We start from the raw sequence: 24,002 nt of genomic DNA, 5'->3' as shown, positions 1-24,002 counted from the left end.
GGAAAATTACAGGAGCAGTTGGCGTACCGGGACATTGCCCGCGCGCCGCCAAATGGGGAGAGAATTGCGGGCTTTTGCCAGCATGGTCTCGGCGCCGGGGAGTGAGGACACCGGTTACCAAGGAATTTCCTGGTTGGTCTTAGGATCATTCGAGTCGCGTCCGCCTTATCGCAAAGAGAAACTTAGCCACTATGTTTGCGCGACGATTACAGCGGCTTGTGGCCGCCGGGCTGATAGCGGGATGGATGGGAATGACTGCACAGAATGTCCCGGCGCAAGCGGTGGCCAACGTCACACTCGCCTGGGACCCGAGCCCTTCGAGCAATATCGCCGGATACCGGGTCTATAGCGGGACGATTAGCCAGGCCTATAACAATGTGACGGATGCAGGAACCAATACCACGGCCACCGTTTCGAGCCTGCTTGTGGGGATGACCTATTATTTCGCGGTTACCGCCTATGATAGCCTGGGGCTGGAAAGCCCGTTTTCACAGGAAATTAGCTACTCTGTGCCTGTTTTGCAAAGCTCGCCTCCGACCGTGGGAATATCCATCGTGGGAAACCAGGCGCTATTGAACGGAACAGGGCCCATTGGATACGCCTACGAGGTGTTGGTCTCCAGCAATCTCTTCAATTGGACATCGATAGGCAGCGTTACCAACGCTCTAAGCGGACTTTTTCAATTCACCGACTCGACTACCAATGCCCCCAGCCGCTTTTATCGCCTGCGCCAAATAGCGCCTTAAGAGCCCCAGGGGCGCACGACAGGATTCTTCGGATGCGCGTTTTTTCCAGGGAACCCCTTTCAAAAGTATATGGGGAACATATATACACCGAGCCGTCAGCCCTGAAGAATCCTGTCGTGCGCCCCTTGAAAGCAGGTTCTTTGGTAATGCCTCAGTGACTACGGGGCTGCCGGCTGAAGCCGGCGTTGCGGACGCGCGGAACGCCGCCTTTAGGCGGCAGCGCCCGCCGTCACTAACCGATTACGTTCTTTGGTTTCTTTGGTTGGACAGCAAGGGCTCTGTCTGATAGGTTTGCCGGTGAACAAAACCTGCATTCTCCAGGTGGAAGACGATGCGAACGATGTCTTCCTGTTGCAACGCTCTTTTCGCGAGGCAGGAATAACCAACCCCTTACAGGTTGCCACGGATGGCCAAATGGCAATCGATTATCTTGCCGGCGCCGGGCCGTATGCCAATCGAGCCCGGTACCCCCTGCCGGGCCTCATCCTGTTGGATTTGAAACTGCCCCACAAATCCGGGCGCGAGGTGCTCCAGTGGATTCGTTCCCAACCGGGTTTGAGACGCATCGTGGTTGTCGTTTTTACCACGGCGCAGTACGTCGGGGATGTCGGCTTGGCCTATGATCTGGGCGCCAATTGTTTCCTGGTGAAACCGTCGGACTTTACGCATTACGTGCGTATCGCCCACCTGCTGAAGGGCTGGTGGCTCGAGCACAACCAATTTGCGCCGTTGATGGAGGCCGCCTGGCCGTTGTCCTCTTATTCGGCGAAGCTGCAGCGCCTCTTCGAGCATCACGCCCCGGATAATCCGTCCTGAGGCGTCGGCTGCCGCAGGCCGTGAGGAATCTTTGCTTGCAGAAGCCGCAAATCCTCCTGGACCGGTGCCGGAGGGCGCGCCAGCGTCCTGGACTGCGGTAGTCCTCTACCGCTTTTGAATGTCCTTCCACTCCACCATGGCCGCACAATTCAGTGCCACTGGACCCTAGAGTGGGAACTCGCGCCCAAAGGCTGGCCAAAAGCGCCAGAGGACTGGCGCAGTCCACGACGCTTCGCGATGGGCTGCCCTCCCCTTCGTGCTTGCCACAAATCTCTTTTCCATTTGGAATGGGGGCGTGATGAAAAACAATACCGCTTCCACAATCCTCAGCCGGCGCAACTTCCTCCAACGGGGTTTGCTCGGTTCAGCAGGTTTGGCCGCCGCCGCCACCCTTCCGGGTGAAGGTCAGGCCGCCGTCACCAAGGCCGAGCGCGAGCCATGGGATGGGCTCAAAGTGGGCATCACGTCTTATACCCTGCGCAAACTCACCCTGGACGATGCCCTCGCGAAGACCAAACAGGCCGGGATAAAATATATTTCGCTGAAGGATTTTCATCTGCCGCTGAACAGCACGGCGGCACAACGGCAGGAGGCGCATCAGAAGGTCGAGGCGGCCGGGCTGGTGCTGATGGGCGGGGGCGTCATCTATATGAAGAACAACCAGGACGAGATTCGACACGTGTTCGACTACGCGCGCGACGCCGGGATGCCCACCATTATCTGCAGCCCCGACCCCGACGCCCTGGATACGGTCGAGAAGTTCGCCAAGCAATATGGCATTCGTATCGCCATTCATAACCACGGACCAACAGACAAAAAGTATCCTTCCCCGCTGGATGTGCTGCGGCTGATCAAGGAGCGCGACCCGCTCATGGGCATCTGCATGGATGTGGGCCACACTGTCCGAATTGGCGAGGACCCGGTGGAAGTCATGCAGAAGTGCGCCGAGCGCCTTTACGACTTCCACATCAAGGACGTCACGTCAGCGACGCCCAAAGGCAAGCCTGTCGAAGTGGGCCGAGGCATCATTGACATTGTGGCCGTGCTCAAGACGCTGGTGCAGCTAAAATACTCGTACGACGTGGAACTCGAGTACGAGGACAAGCCCGATGACCCCGTGCCAGGGATGCGCGAATCGTTCGGCTATATCCACGGCGTGCTGGCGACGATTTGAGAGCCTGTGCCTGTCAATCTCAGGGTGAGATTTCGCGGCCACCTTTTGGGGTCGGTTCCAATCCTTTGTAGGAGACGACGTAAGGAGTCTCCGCCGGAGAGGCGAAACATTTCCACTTTGCCAGCGTTCTGCTATGTTAGTAGGACATAAAGGGTATGCAACTCGACCGGTTGACGATAAAATCGCAGGAGGCGTTGCAGGAGGCGCAACGCATTGCACAAGGCTATTCACACCAGGAAGTCGATGGCGAACACCTCATGCTTGCCCTCATCGGCCAGGAGGAGAGCTTAATCCCGGATTTGCTGCAAAAAATCGGTGTTCCACCCGCCAAGCTTAAGCCTGACCTGGAAGCCGAGCTGGAGCGGCGCCATAAGGTCCAGGGGACCAGTTCGGCCGACCTGTTTCTCAGCTCGACTCTCAAAAAGGCACTCGATGCCGCCCAGGCCCAGGCGGGCAAACTCAAGGATGATTATATCAGCACCGAGCATTTGTTGCTGGGATTGCTCGAAGCGGGCGACACATCGCTCAAGAGAATTTTCCAAACTCACGGTCTCAAGCGCGACCAGGTCTTGCGCGCCCTGGCCGACCTGCGGGGCAATCAGCGAGTCACAGACCAAAACCCGGAGGACAAATTCCAGGCGCTTGAGAAGTATGGGCGCGACCTCACCGCTCTGGCGCGCCAGGGCAAAATCGACCCGGTTATCGGCCGGGACGAAGAAATCCGGCGGGTGATGCAGGTGCTGACCCGGCGGACCAAGAACAACCCGGTGCTCATTGGGGAGCCGGGCGTGGGCAAGACGGCGATTGCTGAGGGCCTGGCGCGGCGGATTGTCAGCGGGGACGTGCCGGAGACGCTCAAGAACAAGCGGCTGATGGCGATGGACCTCAGCTCGATGATAGCCGGCGCAAAGTACCGCGGCGAATTCGAAGACCGCTTGAAAGCGTTTCTGAAAGAAATCGTCGCGAGCGAGGGGAAAATCATCCTGTTCATCGACGAGTTGCACACGCTGGTCGGGGCAGGGGCGGCCGAGGGAGCTACGGATGCAGCCAATATTATGAAACCGCAGCTTGCTCGGGGCGAGCTGCGGGCAATCGGCGCCACCACCCTCGACGAGTACCGCAAGCACATCGAGAAAGACCCGGCGCTCGAGCGTCGCTTCCAGCCGGTCTATGTCTCCGAGCCGAGCGTGGAAGCGACGATTGCGATTTTGCGCGGGCTCAAGGAGCGCTATGAAGTTCATCACGGCGCGCGGATTCAGGATGCCGCCCTGGTGGCCGCTGCGACCCTTTCGCATCGCTACATCACCGACCGCTTCCTGCCCGATAAGGCCATCGATTTGGTGGATGAGGCGGCCTCGAGGTTGAGGATGGAACTGGACTCGATGCCCACTGAGATCGACCAACTCGAACGGCTGATCATGCAGTTGGAGATCGAACAAAACGCCCTCAAAAAGGAGAAGGACGAGGCCTCACGGCAGCGCCTCAAGAAGCTCGAACGGGATTTGGCCAACCTGAAGGACAAGTCCAAACAGCTCAAAGCCCAGTGGCAGAATGAAAAGGCGGCTATCAACGCCGTCAGCATCGTCAACAGCCAAATCGAACAAGCCAAGCTCGAACTCGAACAAGCCCAGCGCCGAGGCGACTTGAACCTCGCCGCGCAAATCCAGTACGGCAAATTGCCCGAGCTGCAGCAAAAGCTGGCCGCAACCGAAAAGGCCTTGCGCGACAAACCTCCCGGCCAGCGCCTGCTGCATGAGGAGGTAACCGATGAGGACATCGCGCGGGTCGTCTCGTCCTGGACCGGGATTCCCGTCTCGCGCATGCTCGAAACCGAGCGGCAAAAGCTGGTCAAGATGGAAGAGCGCCTCGAACAGCGGGTTGTTGGCCAAAAAGAGGCGCTCGAGGCGGTTTCCAATGCCGTGCGCCGTTCCCGCAGCGGGCTGCAAGACCCAAACCGCCCGATCGGCTCGTTTATCTTTCTCGGCCCGACCGGGGTCGGCAAGACCGAGACCGCCCGGGCTTTGGCCGAGTTTCTGTTTGACGATGAGAACGCCATGATCCGCATCGATATGAGCGAGTACATGGAAAAGCACACTGTGGCGCGCTTGATCGGGGCCCCACCCGGCTATGTCGGTTACGAGGAAGGCGGTCAGCTCAGCGAGGCGGTCCGCCGCCGGCCCTACAGCGTGGTGCTGCTCGATGAGATCGAGAAGGCCCATCACGATGTCTTCAACGTGCTGTTGCAGGTTCTTGATGATGGAAGGCTCACCGACGGCCAGGGGCGGACGGTGGATCTCAAAAACACCATCGTCATCATGACGAGCAATATCGGCTCGCCCATTATCCAGGAGTACTACAGCACAGGCAAACTAGGCGCCAAGGACCATGCCGAGATGGAGCGGCTGGTGCGCAGCGAGTTGAGCGCCCATTTCCGGCCCGAGTTTCTCAATCGCGTCGATGACATCATCATCTTCCACAGCCTGGACGAGAAACAGATTTCGCACATTGTGGAAATCCAGCTCAACCGCCTCGAAAAGCGCCTGGCCCAGCAGCAGCTCAGCCTGGATGTGGACCGCTCGGCCAAGCAACTCATCGCAAAGGAGGGTTACGACCCGCAATTTGGCGCGCGCCCACTCAAGCGCGCCATTCAGGATTTGTTGCTTGATCCGCTGGCAACCAAATTGTTGGTGGGCGACTTCAAAGCCGGCGACCGAATCAAAGTCGTGGCTCATGACGGGGAGTTGGAGTTTGAGAAGAAGGGCTGAAAGAGGGATTGCTGCTGATCAGAGACTCCTTACGTCGTCTCCTACACTCAGGAATGGAGGCTCGTTGCTTCCACTCTATCATTAGCCCCGATTTCATCGGCGTCTGTAAGAGTTTCGTTCTTTACCACGCACGGCGGTTGGCGTTTCATTATTAGAATGACGACCGCAACCCCGGAAGCCAAAGCGAGGGTTTCCACCCAAACAGGCCTCGCCCGTTTCCTGGGAAAATTCACCGTGCTCAAGGGCGCCATTCGCGAGTTGTGGCTGGTATTTATTGTCAAGTTCCTCGGCATTGCCGCTTACGCGCTCACCAACTCCACCCTGGTCCTTTGGTTGTCATCGGATTTTGGCTACAGCGACGAGCAGTCCCTCGCGCTGGTTGCCGCGTGGTCCGCGTTGATGACTCTGTTTACCTTGCTGGTCGGTTCCCTCACGGACGTGCTTGGGCTGCGCAAAACTTTTTTCATTGGCGTCTGGATTTGCATCCTCGCCCGGACGGTAATGGTTTTTGCCAGTGCCCCATGGCTGGCTTTGGGAGGGGGCTTGCTCCCTCTGGCTTTTGGGGAGGCGCTTGGCACCCCGGTGATGATAGCCGCCACGCAACGCTACTCGAGCACGCGCCAGCGCTCGATCTCGTTTTCGATTGTTTACACCATGATGAACGTCGGCTTCCTGCTCGCGGCTTATATCTTCGATGACCTGCGGCGTGACCTCGGCGAGTATAGGGGAGCAAGTTTGTTCGGCCTGCACCTGAGCACCTACCGAACTTTGTTTCTCGTCAGCTTGCTCCTCGAATTCTCTCTCTTGCCGTTTCTTTACTTTTTGCGCGCGGGCGCTGTGGCGACGGACCAAGGGCTCGCGTTACCCTCGGCTGTGGCCCCGCAACCGCCTTTGAGCCTCTGGAGCGCCTTCCGCCGGACCCTGCGCCAAAGCGTCACGGAGACCCTCCAGCTCCTTGGCCGGCTTTTTCGGCAGGCCGGGTTTTACCGGCTGCTGGCCTTCCTGGTTCTCATCGCTTTCATTAAACTAATCTATAAGCAGATGGATTATGTCTATCCGAAGTTTGGGATTCGCGAGCTGGGCGAAGGCGCCCCGATTGGCCGGCTCTGGGCTATCAATAATTACCTGGTGATCTTCCTGGTGCCGTTGGTGGGGGCCCTGACGCAGCGTTTTTCGGCCTATCGCATGGTAATCATCGGCGGGAGCATTTCCGCCGCCTCCGTATTCATTATGGCGCTGCCTGCGCCTTGGTTTGTCCCCCTGGCGAACGGGGGCTTGGGAGATTGGCTTGGCCATTGGTATCTCGGCTTGACCGGCGTTGTGCATCCTTACTACGTCATGATCGCGCTGTTTGTGGTGCTCCTGTCCCTGGGCGAGGCCTTTTATTCCCCGCGTGTGTATGAGTATGCCGCCGCCATTGCCCCCAAGGGACAAGAGGCCTCTTATGGCGCGCTTTCCTATGTGCCCTTTTTGCTGGCCAAATTGATGGTGGGCTCTTTTGGCGGAGTGCTTCTTGCCAAATACTGCCCCGAGACTGGCCCTCGACACCCAGCTACCCTGTGGTTAATCCTCGGCCTGACAACACTCGTCGCGCCGGCGGGTCTCCTTGTTTTCCGCCGCTTTATCCGCGTGCACGAGGTCGGAAGGGAGGATTAAACCTGGTCGGCTGCGCCTGGGGACGGAGCGCAGCCCGCAGCCCGCTAACCCGGCATATTAGCATTTACTCGCTGAAGTGCGCGTGATTTACTGGGCACGATGAACGTGGACCTGGGCATTTGGGATAAGTTGACCCGGTTGGTTATTTTTCTGTTGTTTCTGGCAGGTCTCCTGGCGGTAGCGGTCTGGTATCTGCCCTTAATCAAGCAGAACGAGCGGATGCGCAAAGAAATCCTGCGGCTGGACGCTGAAATCCAAAAAGAGGAGGCAGCCGGAAAGGGGCTTAAGGGTTCTATCGAGGCATTGCGGCACGACCCGAAAGCTATCGAGCGATTGGCCCGCGAGCGCCTGGGTTATGCCAAACCGGGAGAAACGGTGTTCCGCTTCGACGCACCGGCGACAAATTCCCCGCCGCACTTTTAAGCGGGTTGGCGTTTCTTGCTGGCGTTTCTTGCTTGCCTGGGGTGGAGAAAACTCTATCATCAGGTATATGAATTGAGCGAGGCTAATATGATAATCTACACTGGATGTTTAGCTCTCGGTTTGTTTTTCACGATCATTAGCGCGTTTTTAGGGCATTTTTTTGGCGGAGGTCACGAAGGGGGCGATCTTGGAACAGGGGGCCATGCGGAAGCGGGCCTGGACACCCATGGCATGCCCGGGATTTCCTTCTTCAGCCCCACAGTGCTGGCCTCGTTTATCACGGCCTTCGGCGCGTTCGGCATCGTGTTCAGCCATATCGAGATTACGAAGAATGTCTGGGCCAGCGCTCCCTTATCGGCTGTCAGCGGCGGGATAGTGGCTGGGCTGGTCTTTCTTCTATTCAACAGCATGTTCAAGAAGACCCAAAGCTCGAGTGAATCGCAGGTGGCCTCGCTCCCAGGTCAAACCGCTTCCATTATCACTCCCATTCCCCAGGACGGTGTTGGGGAAATTGCTTACGTCCAGGGGGGCACGCGTTACACGGCCCCGGCGCGCACCGAGAACGGGACGCCGATAGCCGGTGGCAAGAGCGTGCGCATTTCACGCGTTATTGGCACGCAATTTTACGTCGAACCCTTCAACTAAATTCACATGAACGCTCTCCTGACTCCTCTGCTCGCCGAGATTGCTCTTCCGTTGCTCATCGGGGCAGTGGGGGTAATTCTGCTGGTTGTTTTCCTTTTTCTTATCATTTGGGCCAGCCGATATACCAAGGTCGGCCCCAACCAGGTGCTGGTCATTTCCGGGCGCAAACGGCACATGGTCGATCCGGACGGCACCCTGCGCGATGTCGGCTTCCGCATTGTCAAAGGCGGTGGCGTGTTCGTGTATCCGATCATTGAAAAGGTGGACATCCTTTCCCTGGAACTGCTGACCATCGATGTGCAAACCCCGGAGGTGTACACCAGCAAAGGGGTGCCGGTGCTCGTCGATGGAGTCGCCCAGATCAAAGTCAAAGGCGACGACGTCTCTATCGCCACGGCCGCCGAGCAGTTCCTGAGCAAGGGAACCGAGGACATCAAGAACATCGCCACCCAAACCCTGGAAGGCCACCTTCGCGCCATCCTGGGCACCATGACCGTCGAGGACATTTACCAAAACCGTGACGCCTTCGCCTCGAAGGTCCAGGAAGTCGCTGCCGGCGACATGGCCAACATGGGCCTGGGCATCGTCAGCTTCACCATTCGCGACATCCGCGATAAGCAGGGTTATTTGGATGCCCTGGGCAAACCGCGCATTGCGCAGGTCAAACGCGATGCTCAGATTGCCCAGGCTGAGGCGGACCGGGACGCGGTGATCCGTTCGTCCCAGGCTCAGCAGGCCGGCCAGGAAGCCAAGTTCGCGGCTGACACAAAAATCGCCGAGGCGCAACGCGATTACCAGACCAACGTCGCCCAATACCAGGCTGCGGTGAACCAGCGCAAGGCCGAGGCTGACTTGGCTTACGACTTGCAAAAGTACAAAACCGGCCAACTCGTGAAGGCCGAAGAGATTCAGGTCAACATCATCGAGAAACAAAAGCAGATCGAGTTGCAACAGCAGGAAATCCTGCGCAAACAGCGCGAACTGGAAGCCAATGTGCAGAAACCCGCCGACGCCGAGCGCTACAAGGTTGAGACGCTCGCCAATGCGCGCAAATTCCAGTTGGAGACCGAGGCGGCGGGCACAGCCGCAGCGGTTAAGGCCACAGGTTTTGCCAATGCGGATGTGACGAAGGCGACTGGTGTTGCCGAAGCAGAAGCGCAGAAGGCCAAAGGTTTGGCAGACGCCGCTGTCATCGAGGCGCAGGGCAAAGCCACCGCTGAAGCGATGCGCGTCAAAGCTGAGTCCTTTAAACAATACAATGAAGCGGCGGTGGTCGAGATGATCATCCGTGTCCTGCCCGAAGTCGCTGGCAAGATCAGCGAACCCCTGGCCAAGACCGAGAAGATGATCATCATCAACTCGGGCAATGGAGTGGGGGGCGGCGCCAGCAAGGTGACCGGGGATGTCACTCAAATCGTAGCGCAATTGCCTCCCATCATCGAGAGCCTGACGGGCATCAAATTCGAGAAACTGCTCGAACAGGTCCCGTCATTGCGCAAATCGGTTACTCCGCCCCGGGTGGAAGATAAATAGAGGTGAGTTACGCGTCTTTTTGAAGCCATACTCGATGCGAATCAGCGCGCCCTTGCCGGCGATCCAAACGCGGGCGTGCATCCGGCGGATTTTGCCGACGAATTGCCGATCGTGGCGCTGACGTGTATCGACCCGCGGCTCAACTCGATTCTGCCCCAAGTCCTGGGGGTTCCTCCTGACCAGTTCATCTGGTTGCGCAACGCCGGGAACATCATCACCGGTCCGCTGAGCAGCACGATGCGCTCGGTGGCGCTGGCATGCGCCGTCAAAGGCGCCAGGGAGATTGCTATCATTGGGCATACCGATTGCCTGGTCGGCAAAACCTCCATCATGCAGCTCATCGACAAGCTGCAGGCCCTTGGGGTCGAGCGCCACCTGTTGCCCGATAATATCAGCGAGTATTTCGGCATGTTCAGCAACGAACGCCAGAACGTGATGAAGGCCACGGAGATCGCCCGCAGCAGCCCGCTGCTGGGCCCGCGCTTCCCCGTGCACGGCCTCATCGTCGATGTCGAGTCCGGGAAGCTGGAATGGCTGGTCAACGGTTACGAGACCCTGAGCACCGTGGCCGCCCGCTGGAATGAAGTCGTCAAGTCCGCCGGCCGTACCGTGGATGCCCTCAAGCCACTCAGCGATTTCAATATCGGCGAGATGAAATTCCCCGAAACGAAGATTGGCGAAGTGATCACCAACACCGAGAATTGGCTGAGCGACCAAATCCACGACATGGAAGCCGCTTCTTCCCAGCCCCCCGCGCCCCCTGCCCCTCCACAAGCCACTCCACCCCTACCGCCCAAAATTCCGCTGCCACCCCCCATGCGCCCGAAGATATTCCTGCGCCGCGGTTCCCGTTGATTTTACTTGTCTCGGTCAGGTCGTGTAGAGGATATCCTTTAGCTCAATTGAGTTAAAACGGCATCAACTGAACCCTCGGTTTTCGACCGTTGATGTTCTCTCCTGTCCAGCCTCACATCCCACGCTCCCCGCGCTCCACGATCGGGCTGTACAACCCCCGCCGTTCCCGCTTCCACCAGGCGCCTGCCATCCAGCGCTCAGCGCGTGTCGTGAACCGGTAATCATACACCACGCCCCGGACAAAACGCGGAGGCCCGGCGGGGAATGGATTTTCCTTCAACAATCCCAATACCGGCGCGGAACCCTCGAGCAATCTCATCAGAAACCTGAAAAACCAGGGGTTCGCCTCGAAATAGCCCAGGGCCGCGAACCACATCTGCCAATCCAATCGCGGTTGATGCGGCGCGACAAACCGCGGCGCGCGCTTCGGCTCCCCCGGCTTGCAATTGAATTCGTAGGCCAGCCATTCCACACCGTCGTTGCTCCCCTCGACAATAATCTCAGGACGTTCGCTTGTCATGAGGGCGAACAAGCGGTAGCTGCTGACCAGGTGAAAGGGGGCAAGCGCTGCGATGAATCGCGCCAAGGGCTTGGGCCAGGTGAACCCAACTCGAAACAGGCGCAATGCCGGCTCAACCGAGAGAATAAAAACGAGCAGCACAACGGCCAAACAAATCCACCTAAGCGGCGCCGACGGAGCGGCCCAATACGCTGGCAGAAAGGGAAAGAGCCGTCCCAAAAGTCCTGCCAGGGCGCGGTCCTCGATGAGCAGCACGCTTAAGGCAATGCCCAGCAGATTGAAAAAGCAATAGTTGCCAGTTGCCTCAATAAGAATCATGAGCAGGACAAATCCGGCCGCGGCAACGTGCCGGGCGGCGTCCGGGCCCGCGATGAAAAAGGGAACAACCAGCTCGATGGCAAACATGAAAACGGCGGAAGCTTTGTGAAAGCCTAAAGGGAACTTGTGAATATGCCAGGCCAACCGGGTTGGGAGCGGTTGGGTTTCGTAATGATTGCGCAGGGCAGTCAGCTTGCGCCAGGCCGGGTCTCCACTGCGCAACTTGACCACGGCCGAAGAGAACATCAGCCGGAACAGCAGCCACCAAAGCGCCCAGACTATAATCAACGGCGGCGCGCGCATGGGAGGGAACTGTGGCGCAAGCTCAGGCGGCGCGAGAAAAATCGCAAGAAACCCGGTTTCCAGGAGAAGCACGTCCCATTGATAAGAAAGAAACAACGAACACACCCGAAAAAGAGACAGATACAGCACCCACAAGCAAATCAGTGCAGGCAAGGGAGCGACATCAAAGGCCAGAAGCAGCGCCAGCACCACGCCACTCCAGCATAAAACCGAGAGAAACCCGTCGCTGGCGCTAAACCAGCACAACGTGGGCACGCGATAGAAACGCCTTCGCCCCAACCGCTCGCACGAGGCAAGCAGATCGGCGGCTGGAAGGATGCCGTGGCGTCCGGCCAAACCATGGATTTGTCCTGCCAGCGAAAGAAAGGCCGCAACATAAATAAGGCCAAGCAGCCGAAGGAATAACCATGCGCTCAACGCGTAGGTGGTTGGGTCCGGGCCCTTTGCAGTTTGCAGCCAGTCGGGCATAACAACCACTTGCACCCCAGTGCCCGCGAAAACCTGCGATAACCTTCCGATTACTCGAAGAGAATTCCCTGGGCCAGAGGCAGGTCCTTTGAATAATTAATCGTCACCGTTTGCCGGCGCATATAGGATTTCCAGGCATCGCTGCCGCTCTCGCGGCCGCCCCCGGTTTCCTTTTCGCCGCCGAACGCGCCGCCTATCTCGGCGCCGCTAGTCCCAATGTTCACGTTGGCTATGCCGCAGTCGCTCCCGGTCGAGCAGAGAAACCGCTCGGCCTCGCGCAAGTCGTTAGTGAAGATCGCCGAGCTGAGTCCTTGCGGCACTTCGTTATGCCAGGCAATCGCCTCACCCAAATCTCGATAGGTCATGAGATAAAGAATCGGCGCGAAGGTCTCCTGTCGAACGATCTCCATCGTATGCGTGGCGGCAACAATGCAAGGCCGCACATAACAGCCTCCGGGAAAATCAGGACCCGTCAGCGGTTCGCCCCCGTAGAGGACCTCGCCTCCCTGGCGGCGCGCGCTTTCCAATGCCGCCTGCATGTCCGCCACCGCCTGCGGACGGATCAGCGGCCCCATGAGCGTGCCGGGTTCGAGCGGATTCCCAATCCGCACTTGGCGATAGGCATCGAGAAGCCGGCGCTTGATCGCCTGCTCTATCGATTGGTGGATGATGAGCCGCCGCGTCGTGGTGCAGCGCTGACCTGCAGTGCCGACCGCGCCGAACAAGGTTGCGCGCGTGGCCAGAGCCAGATCGGCGCTCGGGGCAATAATAATCGCATTGTTGCCGCCCAATTCGAGCAAGCAACGGCCAACTCGCCGCGCAACTCTCTCGCCTACATGCCGCCCCATCTTCGTTGAACCGGTCGCCGAGACCAGCGCTACGCGCCGATCGTTGATCAATTGCTCACCCACCGTCGCCCCCTCTCCAATAACCAGGCTGAAGATGGCCGGGTCCACACCGTTGGCCCGGCAGACCCGCTCAGCGATTTTGATGCTGGCAATGGCGGTCAAAGGGGTCTGAGTCGAGGGTTTCCAAAGAGTCGAGTCCCCGCACACAGCCGCCAGGGCGCTGTTCCAGGACCATACAGCCACCGGGAAATTGAACGCGCTGATAATGCCCACGACTCCCAGGGGATGCCACTGCTCGATCATGCGATGCTGCGGGCGTTCGGAGGCGATCGTCAGTCCATAAAGTTGACGCGATAGGCCCACCGCAAAATCGCAGATGTCGATCATCTCCTGGACCTCTCCTTCGCCTTCGGCGAGGATTTTACCCGTCTCCAGTGTCACGAGCCGGCCCAGGTCCGGCTTGGCCAGGCGCAGGGCGTTGCCGAGTTGGCGCACGACTTCGCCGCGCCGGGGCGCGGGCAGAACCTGCCAGCTTTCAAAAGCCGAGCTGGCCCCTTGGCCTGCGCGCTTATATTCGGCCCTCGTTGCGGTGTGGACCCGCGCCAGTAAGTTCCCGTTGATTGGCGACCTGCTCTCGATTGCTTCGCTGCTGCCCAGCCATTCACCGCAAAATACCCCGGGATTGTCAGATTCCACTCCCAGCTTGCGCAGAAGCTCCGCACCCGACGCTTCCGTGCCGGTTGCCCGGGAGCCTCTTGGCTTTGGGGATGGGGTGTTGCGTCTCATGAGCATTCCAGCTTTTGGCATTCCCGCTCCAGAATCGCCAATGCCTCGTCAATCGTCTCGCTCTGGATGTCCAGCATCGGTCTTAGGCGAACCGTTCGCTCCCCTGTCCGCACCACCAGCAAGCCCAATTCCAGTGTCCCATTCCAGAATACATCCCGCACCTTCGTGTCCGGGAGATCGAACGCCAGCAAAAGACCGCGCCCGCGCGGAGCAGAGAGTATTGGATACTTGCGCGCGAGCGATTGAATTCCTGCCAGGATGTATTCGCCCTGGATTCTTGCGTTCTGGACCAGGTTCTCCTGCTCGATGATTCGCAGGTAATGCGTTGAACGCACGTAATCCGTGAAGTTGCCACCCCAGGTCGAGCTGATGCGGCTCGAGAGCCGGAAGCAGTTGTCTTTGATCTCGTCCAAACGCGGCCCGGCCATAACACCGCAGACTTGCGCCTTCTTGCCGAACGCCAGTAAGTCAGGCAACACGCCAAAATGTTCGCAACACCAGTTCTTGCCGGTCACTCCCATCCCAGTCTGGACCTCGTCAAAAATCAGCAGGATTTCGTTTTCATCGCAAATCCGGCGCAAAGTCTGAACGAATTCACTGCGAAAATGATTGTCGCCACCCTCCCCCTGTATCGGTTCGAGGATGATCGCCGCGATGTCCGCCCCCTTTTGCGCCAGCACCTCCCGAATCTGCCGCTCGGCTGCCTTTTCCTTTTCAGCTACGGCTTGAATGCGCTGGGAACCCGGCAATGAAAAATCCAATGTCGGCGCAACCACACGCGGCCACGGGAATTTGGCGAAATAAAGGATTTTGCGCGGGTCGGTATTGGTCAGACTCAAGCAATAACCGCTGCGGCCATGAAACGCCCGCTCGAAATGAATAATCTCCGTGCCCCGCTCACCTCGGCCCGCTTCGAGATTCTTGCGCACCTTCCAATCCATCGCGGCCTTGAGCGCGTTCTCAACCGCCAGCGTGCCTGTATCAATAAAGAAATACCGTTCGAGCGGTGGCAAACCCATCACGCGCGCGAAGGTTTCCACAAAACCCGCGTATTGCCTCGTGCAAACATCCGAGTTGGACACCTTCACCTTCGCCGCCGTCAGGAGATCGGCCTGCACATCGGGCTGATCAAAATACGGATGGTTGAATCCGATGGGTTGGGAGGCGTAAAAGCTGTAAAAATCGATCAACCCACGACCGCTGGTTGCATCGACAAACCGCGCCCCGCGGCTTTTCTCGGCATCGAAAAGCAGTTTAAGGCCATCCACCAGGACATGCTTCTCCAACCTGGCGATCAGTTCCTGGGGGGCAACGGCGCTCCGCGCCTGCTTCGGCGCCGTTTTGAGCCGCGCTGTGTTTTGGGCTTTTGATACTGTCTGCATAGGGGCTTTTTGAATCTCTTCTAAGACATTCTACTTGCGAAATCGGCCTCTTCAAGTGGGAGCTAAGATGCACTTTGTCTTTTGAGCGGGCACCGGCTATTCTCCGCTTGCACTGCGACCTATGAGAATTCTTTTTTTACTGCTGACGGCGTTCACACCCATAGTCCCGTTGCTGGCCGGCGACCTGCGATTGGGTATCATCGGCTGCGACACTTCCCATGTTACCGCCTTTACTGAAGCGCTTAATAATCCGCAGGCCAAAGGCCATATTTCCGGGGCCAAAGTCGTCGCGGCATTCAAAGGTGGCAGCCAGGACATGCCGGCAAGCCGCAACCGCGTCGAGGGCTACTCGAAAGCGCTGCGCGAGAAATATGGCGTTAAGTTTTACGACAGCATCGGCGAACTCTGCAGCAATGTGGATGGGGCTCTGCTCGAAAGCGTCGATGGCCGGCAACACATGGAACAGGCCCGCCCCGTCTTGAACGCCGGCAAGCCCCTGTTCATCGACAAACCAATGGCCGGCTCTCTACGGGATGTCATCGAGATTTTTCACCTCGCCCAGCAAGCCAAGACGCCCGTCTTCAGCGCCTCGGCCCTGCGCTTCGCCGCCAACACCCAGGCCGTCAGCAAAGGCTCCATCGGCAAGGTCTTCAGCGCTGAAATCTACGGCTCTTGCGAGTTGCAACCCCACATTCCCGACCTGTTCTACTACGGCGTCCACGGGGTCGAGGCCCTCTTTACCGTCCTCGGCACTGGATGCCAATCCGTCCAGCGCAGCACCACGCCTCAAGGCAAAATCCAAGCCATCGGCCTCTGGAGAGACGGACGCAAAGGCATCTTTCGCGAAGACAAATCCTTTCACGGCTTGGCCAAAGGCGAACTGGGCCAGGCCCCAGTGGGTTCCTTTGAAGGCTACCTGCCGTTAGTCGAGCAAATCGTTAAATTCTTTCAAACCGGAATCGCCCCGGTTCAACCCAACGCGACCATTGAAATTTTCGCTTTCATGGAAGCCGCCGATGCCAGCAAAGCCAATGGCGGCGCCCCAGTGAAGATCGCAGATATTTTAAAAAAGAACGGGTTCGAGGCGCAATAGGACGTGCTGGCTCCAAGGTTATTTCGGCTGAATTGCCAGCAACAGCGGCAAATCCGAAACCTTTAGAGGCTGGATTTGGAATTCGTTCATGAAGTGCCAGGAAGGCCGTCGCCCAAACTATCGCAGCGCCATGAAATTCTTCAGGATTTGCCGCCCATTCTCCGTCAGGATGCTTTCGGGATGAAACTGCACACCCCAAATGGGAAATTGCTTGTGTTTGACCCCCATGATCTCGCCCTCCTCTGTTTCGGCCGTGATCTCGAGGCAGTCCGGCAGCGACTCCCGCTGAATCACCAGCGAGTGATAGCGCGTCGCGGCGAACGGGTTGGGCATCCCCGCAAATAAATCCTTCCCGTTATGTTTAATCGGCGAAGTCTTGCCGTGCATCATGCGGTAATTGACAATCACCTGACTCCCAAACACGTGCCCAATGCACTGGTGCCCCAGGCAGACCCCCAGCGTCGGCAAATGCGTGCTGAACGTGCGGATAATCTCGTTGGACAGGCCGGACTCCTTTGGGGAGCAGGGGCCGGGCGAGATTAGAATTCGGTCCGGATTCAACTCCCGAATCCGCTCGAGCGAAATTTGGTCGTTGCGATGGACCTGCATCTCGACGCGCATCTCGCCCAGGTATTGCACCAGGTTGTACGTGAACGAATCGTAATTATCGATAACCAGCAGCATTGGTTCTCCCTTATTCTAGCCCACCGCGCCAGGTTTGGAAACTCCTTTGGCGCGCTTGCGCCCGTGCTTGAACAACTCCAATTGCGCTTCCCGGAAAAAATCGTAGTTCTTCAAAATACGTATCATCTGGAGCAAATCGGATTTTTGATAGTTCCGATTCACCTCAATCGCGCTCACCAGGTCTCCCAGCATAGTTCGGAATGGAATCACCGCGTCGATTCCTTTGCTGCGCAACAACGCGATGCTCTGCTCCCGTCCTTCAGCCCCTTGCGGCAGCGCCGGCACCACCAGCACCTTCAGCGGCGCTCCGTCCTTCCCAAACGAGCGGACCGCTTGCTGAAACACCTTCGGTTCCACAAACCGGAATATCTCCGGCGATGCCTCCAGGCGCGCCGTGCTGAACGTCTCGGTGTGCCACCCTTTCACCACCACGATCGCGCGCTGGATAAATGGCAACTCCGCCGAGCCCAGCACAAATGGCAATGCCCCCTCGCGCGTCAGCGGATGCGGGTTCAGCACAAAAAAATCTATGTCGTCCTCCTCCGTCCGCTTTGCCTGACTGACGTACTTCCGGTGCTGCCGAATCAAAAAGCCGTGCAGCTCGAAATACTCGCGCACTATCGTTTCGCTCACGGCAGCCATAATCAACAGGTCATCAGGACTCAAGAACGCTCTCCAAGAGTGCCCCGGGCACTTTGAGCCCGAACCGGGCCTGGCCGATTCTTTCAATCAACACAAATTTGACTTCCCCTTCTCGCACCTTCTTGTCGAGCTTCACTGCGGACAACAATTTGGCTTTCTGAGAGGGCCTCAGTCCCACCGACACCGGAAGCCCCGCCCGCTCAAATAAGCGCCGGATACGCCCCTCCTCTTCCCCCGGAAGCCCCAGCAATCGTTGGGACAACTTCGCCGCCGCCACTTGGCCGATGGCAATGGCCTCCCCGTGCAGGTACTTGTCGTAATGGGAAATGGCCTCCAGCCCGTGGCCGATCGTATGCCCGAAATTTAGAATCGCCCGCAACCCGCTCTCGGTCTCATCCTGGCCCACGACCTCCGCTTTAATCTCGCAACAGCGGGCCACCACCTTCGACAGAACTGCCGGCTCGCGCTTCAACAGTCGAGGCAGACCCCGCTCCAACTCCCGGAACAGCGCCGCGTCATAGATTATTCCATACTTGATCACCTCGGCTAATCCGGCCCGCAATTCCCGCGACGGGAGCGTCTCCAGTGTCTCCAAACCCGCCAGCACCAGCCGCGGCTGATAAAATGACCCGACCAGGTTCTTGCCCGCCTCGAGGTTGACTCCCACCTTCCCCCCCACCGAACTATCGACTTGCGCCAGCAGCGTCGTGGGCGCCTGCACAAAAGGCACCCCTCTCAGGTAGGTCGCCGCAACGAAGCCCGCCAAGTCACCAACCACCCCCCCACCCAGCGCCACGATGAACGAGCCCCGTTCCAACCGATGCGCCGCCAGCCGGTCATAGCACGCCTGCACCGTCTCGAGGCTCTTGGCGGTCTCCCCGGCAGCCACCGTTACCAGCAATGGCTCGAACCCCGCCTTCGAAAGGCTCTCTTGCGCTTTCCTGCCGTACAACCGCGCCACGTTCCGGTCGGAAATAATCGCGCAGCGGCTTCCGAGTTTGAGTCGCGAGCATTCCTTGCCCAGGTCAGCAAAAAGCCCTTCCCCAATCTTTATATCATAACTGCGGTTGCCCAGGGGCACGTGAACGGTTCGCACGCCCGCCAGAATAGGCCTTGACCCCGCTCTGTCAAAGACCAACCCACGCAAACTCAAAGATTAATCGCCCAGATTGCCGTCGAGAGAGACGGCGGAGTGTGTCTGATTGCTGATCCGCACCTTGCCGGTCATCACGTTGTCGGTAATGACGGCCCGCCGAACCTTCTCACCGAGCTCGATTTGGGGTTTGTCCTGGCGGAATTCGCAGCCCCGGACCAGAACGGTGCCGGATTCAGCCTGAATGGCGTAGCGTCCTTCTTTTTTGCGGTCCCACTGGACGAACGTGCAATCGCTAAAACCGACCGTGCCGCGCCCGGCAAGTTTGGCGATTTGATTGCAAGGCCCCCAGAATGCGCAGTTCGAGAACCGCACACTTCCGGAGTTGGTGCTCTCGACCCGGACCATTGTTGGGTCAGGGCCGTGAAAAGAGACGAATTCGCCATTAGAAATCAGCAGGGCCATGGGCGCGGAGTTCTCAACCACCACGGCCGTGAAACAATCATCGGCGCCGATTCCCAGGAAGTTGCCATTGCAGACGCCGGTTTTGGATTCAATGAATTCGTATCCCACGTTGTAACCGAAACAAAAGGTGTTAAAGACGTATTGCCAGTCGGTGCGCGCGAAAATGAACGCTTCGCCGTGCTCTTGCTGCCATTTGAACAGTCGCCCCTTATTGCTCCACCAGGGGTTGAAGTGAACATTCTCGATGCGCCCGATGTCGTAGATGGCATCCACAAAAATACCGCGGCGGAGGGGTTGTCCCTGGACATCGCGAATGAGGTGCCGCTCGTTGCGGCTGGCGTCAATGCCGTTATACGGGTTGAGCAACTCGACCCCGAGCACCGCTGGGTTTTTGCCCCGCATGGCAATGGCGTAGGGATACGCAACCGGTTCATCGGCTTCGTTCTGTTCCGGGTAATAGAGGACCACACCTTTAAGAGTGGAATTATTGTGGAGCGTGATAAAGGCGGACCCGTCTTCGCTGCCTCGGCCCTCGGTGACAAGGAATGTGGTGCCATCGTCGGTTGGTTTGGGAAACCCTTCGTCCCGGATGCCATTATGCGCGGGAACGGACTCCCAGACGCCCTTGAGGGCAACCGCATTCGGAACGGTCAGGTGGCCGGCAAAGAAATAGACCCCACGTGGGGCATAAACAATGCCGCCGCCTGCCCGCGAGGCGGCATCGAGCGCCTTCTGAAAGGCTGCTGTCTCATCGGTCTTGCCATCCGCTCGCGCCCCGTAATCCACCACGGAGAAAAGGTCGGCGGCCTGGGATGCACAGCTCAAAAGCAAACAACAAAGGGAAATCGAAACGGCGCGGCGATTGCATCGAATATTCACAGCGCTTTAGATAAGAACGATGAACGGAGAATGCAAGGTCCACTTTCATGGGAATTCTCCTCGTCTCTGCGAAACCTGGGGAGCGCGTGTAATTGCTTTCACTTTTGCCAGCCGTCCTTATCTTTCGGCCATGGCCTACATCTTCTGGAACGTGCAACCCGAGGCGTTTCATCTCGGCCCCTTAACCGTGAGGTGGTATGGCTTGTTTTTCGCCGCCTTGTTCGCCATCGGCTACCTGATCGCCCGCTGGCAGTTTCGCATCGAGCATAAGAATGAAACCGACCTGGATACTTTGCTGGTTTACATCGTTGCCGGCACCATCGTTGGCGCGCGGTTGGGGCATTGTCTTTTCTATGATCCGGCCTACTACCTCCAGAACCCGCTAGAGATTCTTGAGGTGTGGAAGGGTGGCCTGGCAAGCCATGGCGGCGCCCTGGGCGTTCTCATCGCCATCTACCTCTATTGCCGGCGCAGACCCGATCAGCCTTACCTCTGGCTGCTGGACCGGGTCGTCGTGCCGACCGCTTTGGGCGGCTGCTTTATTCGTTTGGGCAATCTGTTCAATTCCGAAATTCTGGGCACCCCCACACACGTGCCTTGGGCATTTATCTTTCACAGGGAAGACGATATGCCGCGCCATCCGGCTCAGCTTTACGAGGCGGTTGCCTATGCCCTCGTCTTCATCCTCCTGCTCCTGCTCTATCGGCGCTATCGCGCGGCGACGCCCCGGGGCCTGCTCCTGGGGACGTTTCTTGTGAGTGTTTTCTCTTTCCGGTTTTTAATTGAATTCGTCAAACAGCGGCAGGCGGCTTATGAGCAGAACTTCCTCATCAGCGTGGGGCAGTGGCTCAGCATTCCTTTTATCATTGCAGGGGTCGTGCTGCTCTGGCGCGCTTTGAAGACCAAAAAGGCGGCGTAGTGCAGGCGAACAGCTAGTGCGAGCGACCAAAATCAACGAAATTGGTCCCCTTAGAATAAGCGATCGATCTTGCGCTTGTAATCCCCTTTCTTGACAGGTGGGTGTCTCTCGTGTAAACGGTTCTGTATGACACAGGTGATCTCCTTACGTGTGCGGCCGGAAAAGGTGGCTGAGATCGATCGGCGGGCGGCGGATTCCGGCCTAGATCGAACAAAATATTTGCTTCATCTGGTGGACAAGGACCTGGCGGGGAATGCCCTGAAATCCAGGCGCCGCTTTGCGAGTCTGCGCTTGTTGGGCAAGTTTCGTTCGCGGGGGAGTTCCAATGCCGAGGTCCGGGCGGCCCTGGCCCTTAAGATGGAATGTGAAAAAGATCGCTGATGCCGGGCTGATCATCGCCGCCTTAGACCGGGCGGACGCCCATCATACGTGGGCAGCCAGACTCTTGCGGAAGCAGTCGCCCCCTTGGCTGGTCTGTGAACCGGTTCTGGCCGAGATTTCCGCCAGTTTGGGAACGCCCGAACCAGTGCTGGAGATGCTGCGCCTGGGCGACCTGGAAATCGGGTTCAAACTGGAGGACAACATCGTGGAGGTGCGGGCGATAGTGAAAAAGTACCGCGACCAGAAGGTGGATCTCGCCGATGCCTGTGTGGTGCGGATGAGCGAGCTCTTCCGCGATCCCGTCGTGTTTACGGTGGACCGAACCGATTTCCTGGTCTACCGCAGGTATGGGCGGCAGATGATCCCCTGCGTCTTTCCCGAATGACGCAAAAAAAGGCCCAACTGCGCTTCCTCAGCAGTTGAGCCTTATCAGAAAAACTGGCGGCAACCTACTCTCGCGGAGCCTATAGAACCACTACCATCGGCAAGACTGTGTTTGACGGCCGTGTTCGGAATGGGAACGGGTCGGACCACAGCTTTATGGCCACCAAAAATCTGTTGAGCCGGACAGGTCCGGCGGGCCGGACGGGTCAGACGAAAATACAAAGAACGATTGCCGGTTCGGCGATTCTCTGAAAATTGCACACAGGAGAAACATGGGATTACATGTTCGCGAGTTAAATCGCAATTCCAACGGGTGAACGTAAAAGCGTTTTAACGTTTCTACGTTTTTCCCGAAAGAAAAAGCGATCAAGCCGCACGACCGATTAGTATTAGTCCGCTCAACGGATTGCTCCGCTTACACGCCTAACCTATCAACCACCTGGTCTAGATGGGGTCTTTAGGGACCTTGCGGTCCGGGAAACAATATCTTGGGAGGAGCTTGGCACTTAGATGCTTTCAGCGCTTATCTCTTCCGCACATGGCTACGCAGCGATGCCCCTGACGGAACAACTGCCACACCAGAAGTGCGTCTAACCCGGTCCTCTCGTACTAAGGTTAGAACCCCTCAAGTTTCCTGCGCCCACAGTGGATAAGGACCGAACTGTCTCACGACGTTCTGAACCCAGCTCGCGTACCGCTTTAACCGGCGAACAGCCGGACCCTTGGGACCTTCTCCAGCCCCAGGATGCGATGAGCCGACATCGAGGTGCCAAACCGGATCGTCGATATGAACTCTTGGATCCGATCAGCCTGTTATCCCTAGCGTACCTTTTGTCCGATGAGCGACGGCAATTCCACATTAAACCGTCGGATCATTTGGGCCTGCTTTCGCACCTGCTCGACTTGTAGGTCTCACAGTTAACCTGGCTTCTACCCATACGCTCGACGCATAGTTGCCAACCATGCTGAGCCAAGCTTCGCGCTCCTCCGTTACTCTTTGGGAGGAAACCGCCCCAGTCAAACTGACCCGCAGGCACTGTCCCTCATCTGGCTTACAGAGTGAGGTTAGAATCCTAATTAGCCAAGAGTGGTGTTTCACATTGCGACTCCACCGGAACCGAGGCCCCGGCTTCGAAGTCTCCCACCTACGCTACGCATAGTTAATCAGAACACAATACCAGCTTACAGTAAAGGTGCATAGGGTCTTTCCGTCCTACTGCGGGCAGGCGGCATCTTCACCGCCGTTACAGTTTCGCCGAGATCCTCTCCGAGACAGTCGTTCAGTCGTTACACGATTCGTGCAGGTCGGAACTTACCCGACAAGGAATTTCGCTACCTTAGGACCGTTATAGTTACGGCCGACATTCACTGGGACTTAAAGACCGAGCTTCCCCCGCCACTTCTAAACTCAGGTCCATGCTCTTGTGTATGCGCTTTTTGAGGAGCCCGAGGGATGAGCCGTACTGTTTCAAAGCACGCTCCCGGTCCCGGGCATCCTGCTCATTGCGGTAAGCTTCGTAGTAAAACCGGCAACCAGCCTTTATGCTCGCGTTGCTGGTGCGCTCGATAGCGTCGCCGCAAATCAAAACTATAGCCGATGTAAATTTGGCCATGTTTCGGACTTCTTAAGACATAAACATAGAACATAGATGGAATTCAGAAGAGGCGGGGTAACAAGATCTCTTAATCTTTCAGCATTGGTCACGTGTCACACCCTATACGTCGTCTTGACGACTTTGCAGAGTGCTGTGTTTTTGTTAAACAGTCGCTAAACGCAATTTACTGAGACCCGCCGGCGCCACATTGCTGCAACACCATTGGGCACCCCTTCTCCCGAAGTTACGGGGCTAATGTGCCGAGTTCCTTAGAGAGGTTTCTCTCGCGCGCCTGAGTGCGCTTACACTCACCCACCTGTGTCGGTTTACGGTACGGGCACCTTAGTATGCCCATCAGCTTTTCTCGGCATCTTCTCCACCAATGCGCTTCGGGTTGCCCCTAAGCTCAGCATTCGATTGCCTAGTTGATGTGTTCTGATGCGTCCCTGATGGTAAAATGTCGGTGGCGCAGGAATATTTAACCTGCTGTGCATCCGCTACGCCTTACGGCCTCGCGTTAGCTCCCGGCTAACCCTGGGAGGACGAACCTGGCCCAGGAAACCTTGGGTTTACGGCGACCAGGATTCTCACCTGGTTTATCGCTACTCGTGTCTGCATTCTCACTAATC

At 57.7% G+C, this 24,002-nt stretch carries 20 protein-coding genes and 2 rRNA genes; 13 read left to right on the top strand and 9 right to left on the bottom strand.

Features of this window, described 5'->3' with window-relative positions; genetic code table 11:
* The first annotated feature begins 191 nt into the window (after window positions 1-191).
* From VG146_17910 to VG146_17870, 9 genes are all read left to right on the top strand, one after another.
* On the top strand, window positions 192-746 hold the full coding sequence (locus VG146_17910; GenBank protein ID HEV2394230.1) for a fibronectin type III domain-containing protein: 555 nt from the start codon (window positions 192-194) through the stop codon (window positions 744-746).
* Between the two features lie 297 nt (window positions 747-1,043).
* Window positions 1,044-1,562 carry a response regulator gene (locus VG146_17905; protein HEV2394229.1) on the top strand — a complete coding sequence of 173 codons (519 nt, stop codon included), beginning with the start codon at window positions 1,044-1,046 and terminating at the stop codon, window positions 1,560-1,562.
* 298 nt (window positions 1,563-1,860) lie between these two features.
* Window positions 1,861-2,736 (top strand): sugar phosphate isomerase/epimerase, encoded by an 876-nt coding sequence (locus VG146_17900; GenBank protein HEV2394228.1) that lies wholly within the window; start codon window positions 1,861-1,863, stop codon window positions 2,734-2,736.
* A gap of 155 nt (window positions 2,737-2,891) precedes the next feature.
* Window positions 2,892-5,501: an ATP-dependent chaperone ClpB gene (gene clpB / locus VG146_17895; protein ID HEV2394227.1), complete on the top strand. Its 2,610-nt coding sequence runs from the start codon at window positions 2,892-2,894 to the stop codon at window positions 5,499-5,501.
* A gap of 156 nt (window positions 5,502-5,657) precedes the next feature.
* Complete coding sequence (locus VG146_17890; GenBank protein ID HEV2394226.1) at window positions 5,658-7,157, top strand: MFS transporter; 1,500 nt, start codon at window positions 5,658-5,660, stop codon at window positions 7,155-7,157.
* A 99-nt stretch (window positions 7,158-7,256) separates the two neighbouring features.
* Entirely contained in the window at window positions 7,257-7,580 is a 324-nt protein-coding gene (locus VG146_17885) for a septum formation initiator family protein (GenBank protein ID HEV2394225.1), read from the top strand.
* An 87-nt stretch (window positions 7,581-7,667) separates the two neighbouring features.
* Window positions 7,668-8,225 carry an NfeD family protein gene (locus tag VG146_17880; GenBank protein HEV2394224.1) on the top strand — a complete coding sequence of 186 codons (558 nt, stop codon included), beginning with the start codon at window positions 7,668-7,670 and terminating at the stop codon, window positions 8,223-8,225.
* A gap of 6 nt (window positions 8,226-8,231) precedes the next feature.
* Window positions 8,232-9,758 (top strand): SPFH domain-containing protein, encoded by a 1,527-nt coding sequence (locus tag VG146_17875; GenBank protein ID HEV2394223.1) that lies wholly within the window; start codon window positions 8,232-8,234, stop codon window positions 9,756-9,758.
* A gap of 75 nt (window positions 9,759-9,833) precedes the next feature.
* Window positions 9,834-10,613, top strand: coding sequence for a carbonic anhydrase (locus tag VG146_17870; protein ID HEV2394222.1), 780 nt, complete (start codon window positions 9,834-9,836; stop codon window positions 10,611-10,613).
* A 112-nt stretch (window positions 10,614-10,725) separates the two neighbouring features.
* Here VG146_17870 and VG146_17865 read toward each other — a convergent pair whose 3' ends face one another.
* The 3 genes from VG146_17865 to lat are packed head-to-tail and all read right to left on the bottom strand — an operon-like array spanning window position 10,726 to window position 15,238.
* The gene (locus tag VG146_17865) at window positions 10,726-12,222 is read right to left on the bottom strand and encodes a lipase maturation factor family protein (GenBank protein ID HEV2394221.1); all 1,497 of its coding nucleotides are present in this window, start codon (window positions 12,220-12,222) and stop codon (window positions 10,726-10,728) included.
* Between the two features lie 50 nt (window positions 12,223-12,272).
* Window positions 12,273-13,856 carry an aldehyde dehydrogenase family protein gene (locus VG146_17860; GenBank protein HEV2394220.1) on the bottom strand — a complete coding sequence of 528 codons (1,584 nt, stop codon included), beginning with the start codon at window positions 13,854-13,856 and terminating at the stop codon, window positions 12,273-12,275.
* Window positions 13,853-15,238, bottom strand: coding sequence for an L-lysine 6-transaminase (lat, locus tag VG146_17855; protein ID HEV2394219.1), 1,386 nt, complete (start codon window positions 15,236-15,238; stop codon window positions 13,853-13,855). Before lat ends, VG146_17860 begins: the two co-directional genes overlap by 4 nt.
* 121 nt (window positions 15,239-15,359) lie before the next feature.
* On the opposite strand from lat, the gene VG146_17850 reads away from it, so the two are divergent.
* Window positions 15,360-16,331, top strand: coding sequence for a Gfo/Idh/MocA family oxidoreductase (locus tag VG146_17850; protein HEV2394218.1), 972 nt, complete (start codon window positions 15,360-15,362; stop codon window positions 16,329-16,331).
* A 117-nt stretch (window positions 16,332-16,448) separates the two neighbouring features.
* Here the strand turns inward: VG146_17850 and VG146_17845 are convergent, their stop codons facing one another.
* The 4 genes from VG146_17845 to VG146_17830 are packed head-to-tail and all read right to left on the bottom strand — an operon-like array spanning window position 16,449 to window position 20,040.
* A complete protein-coding gene (locus tag VG146_17845; GenBank protein HEV2394217.1) occupies window positions 16,449-17,015 on the bottom strand; it encodes an aminodeoxychorismate/anthranilate synthase component II in 567 nt (188 codons plus the stop codon).
* Window positions 17,016-17,030: 15 nt separating this feature from the next.
* Window positions 17,031-17,657, bottom strand: a complete 627-nt coding sequence (locus VG146_17840) for a hypothetical protein (GenBank protein HEV2394216.1) — start codon at window positions 17,655-17,657, stop codon at window positions 17,031-17,033.
* Window positions 17,658-17,670: 13 nt separating this feature from the next.
* The gene (gene aroB / locus VG146_17835) at window positions 17,671-18,753 is read right to left on the bottom strand and encodes a 3-dehydroquinate synthase (GenBank protein HEV2394215.1); all 1,083 of its coding nucleotides are present in this window, start codon (window positions 18,751-18,753) and stop codon (window positions 17,671-17,673) included.
* 60 nt (window positions 18,754-18,813) lie between these two features.
* Window positions 18,814-20,040, bottom strand: coding sequence for a glycosyl hydrolase family 28-related protein (locus tag VG146_17830; protein HEV2394214.1), 1,227 nt, complete (start codon window positions 20,038-20,040; stop codon window positions 18,814-18,816).
* A 184-nt stretch (window positions 20,041-20,224) separates the two neighbouring features.
* Here VG146_17830 and lgt point away from each other — a divergent pair, with 184 nt between their 5' ends.
* From lgt to VG146_17815, 3 genes are all read left to right on the top strand, one after another.
* Entirely contained in the window at window positions 20,225-21,013 is a 789-nt protein-coding gene (gene lgt / locus VG146_17825) for a prolipoprotein diacylglyceryl transferase (protein HEV2394213.1), read from the top strand.
* A 126-nt stretch (window positions 21,014-21,139) separates the two neighbouring features.
* The gene (locus VG146_17820) at window positions 21,140-21,394 is read left to right on the top strand and encodes a hypothetical protein (GenBank protein HEV2394212.1); all 255 of its coding nucleotides are present in this window, start codon (window positions 21,140-21,142) and stop codon (window positions 21,392-21,394) included.
* Window positions 21,378-21,779: a hypothetical protein gene (locus VG146_17815; GenBank protein ID HEV2394211.1), complete on the top strand. Its 402-nt coding sequence runs from the start codon at window positions 21,378-21,380 to the stop codon at window positions 21,777-21,779. Before VG146_17820 ends, VG146_17815 begins: the two co-directional genes overlap by 17 nt.
* 51 nt (window positions 21,780-21,830) lie before the next feature.
* Here the strand turns inward: VG146_17815 and rrf are convergent.
* Together rrf and VG146_17805 are read right to left on the bottom strand one after the other, a co-directional pair.
* Window positions 21,831-21,946 (bottom strand): 5S ribosomal RNA (gene rrf / locus VG146_17810).
* 194 nt (window positions 21,947-22,140) lie between these two features.
* Window positions 22,141-24,002, bottom strand: a 23S ribosomal RNA gene (locus tag VG146_17805); the annotation flags it as partial.

It is taken from the genome of Verrucomicrobiia bacterium (assembly GCA_035946615.1).
In the GTDB taxonomy this organism is placed as follows: domain Bacteria; phylum Verrucomicrobiota; class Verrucomicrobiia; order Limisphaerales; family UBA8199; genus DASYZB01.
Note: the sequence above shows the minus strand (reverse complement) of the source record. Positions and strands in the feature narration are given on the sequence as shown.

Bases quoted from the DNA above. Each gene is read 5' to 3' on its own strand.
- VG146_17910 (HEV2394230.1), top strand. From the start codon at position 192: ATGTTTGCGCGACGATTACAGCGGCTTGTGGCCGCCGGGCTGATAGCG.
- VG146_17900 (HEV2394228.1), top strand. From the start codon at position 1,861: ATGAAAAACAATACCGCTTCCACAATCCTCAGCCGGCGCAACTTCCTC.
- clpB (HEV2394227.1), top strand. From the start codon at position 2,892: ATGCAACTCGACCGGTTGACGATAAAATCGCAGGAGGCGTTGCAGGAG.
- VG146_17890 (HEV2394226.1), top strand. From the start codon at position 5,658: ATGACGACCGCAACCCCGGAAGCCAAAGCGAGGGTTTCCACCCAAACA.
- VG146_17885 (HEV2394225.1), top strand. From the start codon at position 7,257: ATGAACGTGGACCTGGGCATTTGGGATAAGTTGACCCGGTTGGTTATT.
- VG146_17880 (HEV2394224.1), top strand. From the start codon at position 7,668: ATGATAATCTACACTGGATGTTTAGCTCTCGGTTTGTTTTTCACGATC.
- VG146_17875 (HEV2394223.1), top strand. From the start codon at position 8,232: ATGAACGCTCTCCTGACTCCTCTGCTCGCCGAGATTGCTCTTCCGTTG.
- VG146_17865 (HEV2394221.1), bottom strand. From the start codon at position 12,222: ATGCCCGACTGGCTGCAAACTGCAAAGGGCCCGGACCCAACCACCTAC.
- VG146_17860 (HEV2394220.1), bottom strand. From the start codon at position 13,856: ATGAGACGCAACACCCCATCCCCAAAGCCAAGAGGCTCCCGGGCAACC.
- lat (HEV2394219.1), bottom strand. From the start codon at position 15,238: ATGCAGACAGTATCAAAAGCCCAAAACACAGCGCGGCTCAAAACGGCG.
- VG146_17850 (HEV2394218.1), top strand. From the start codon at position 15,360: ATGAGAATTCTTTTTTTACTGCTGACGGCGTTCACACCCATAGTCCCG.
- VG146_17845 (HEV2394217.1), bottom strand. From the start codon at position 17,015: ATGCTGCTGGTTATCGATAATTACGATTCGTTCACGTACAACCTGGTG.
- VG146_17840 (HEV2394216.1), bottom strand. From the start codon at position 17,657: ATGGCTGCCGTGAGCGAAACGATAGTGCGCGAGTATTTCGAGCTGCAC.
- lgt (HEV2394213.1), top strand. From the start codon at position 20,225: ATGGCCTACATCTTCTGGAACGTGCAACCCGAGGCGTTTCATCTCGGC.
- VG146_17820 (HEV2394212.1), top strand. From the start codon at position 21,140: ATGACACAGGTGATCTCCTTACGTGTGCGGCCGGAAAAGGTGGCTGAG.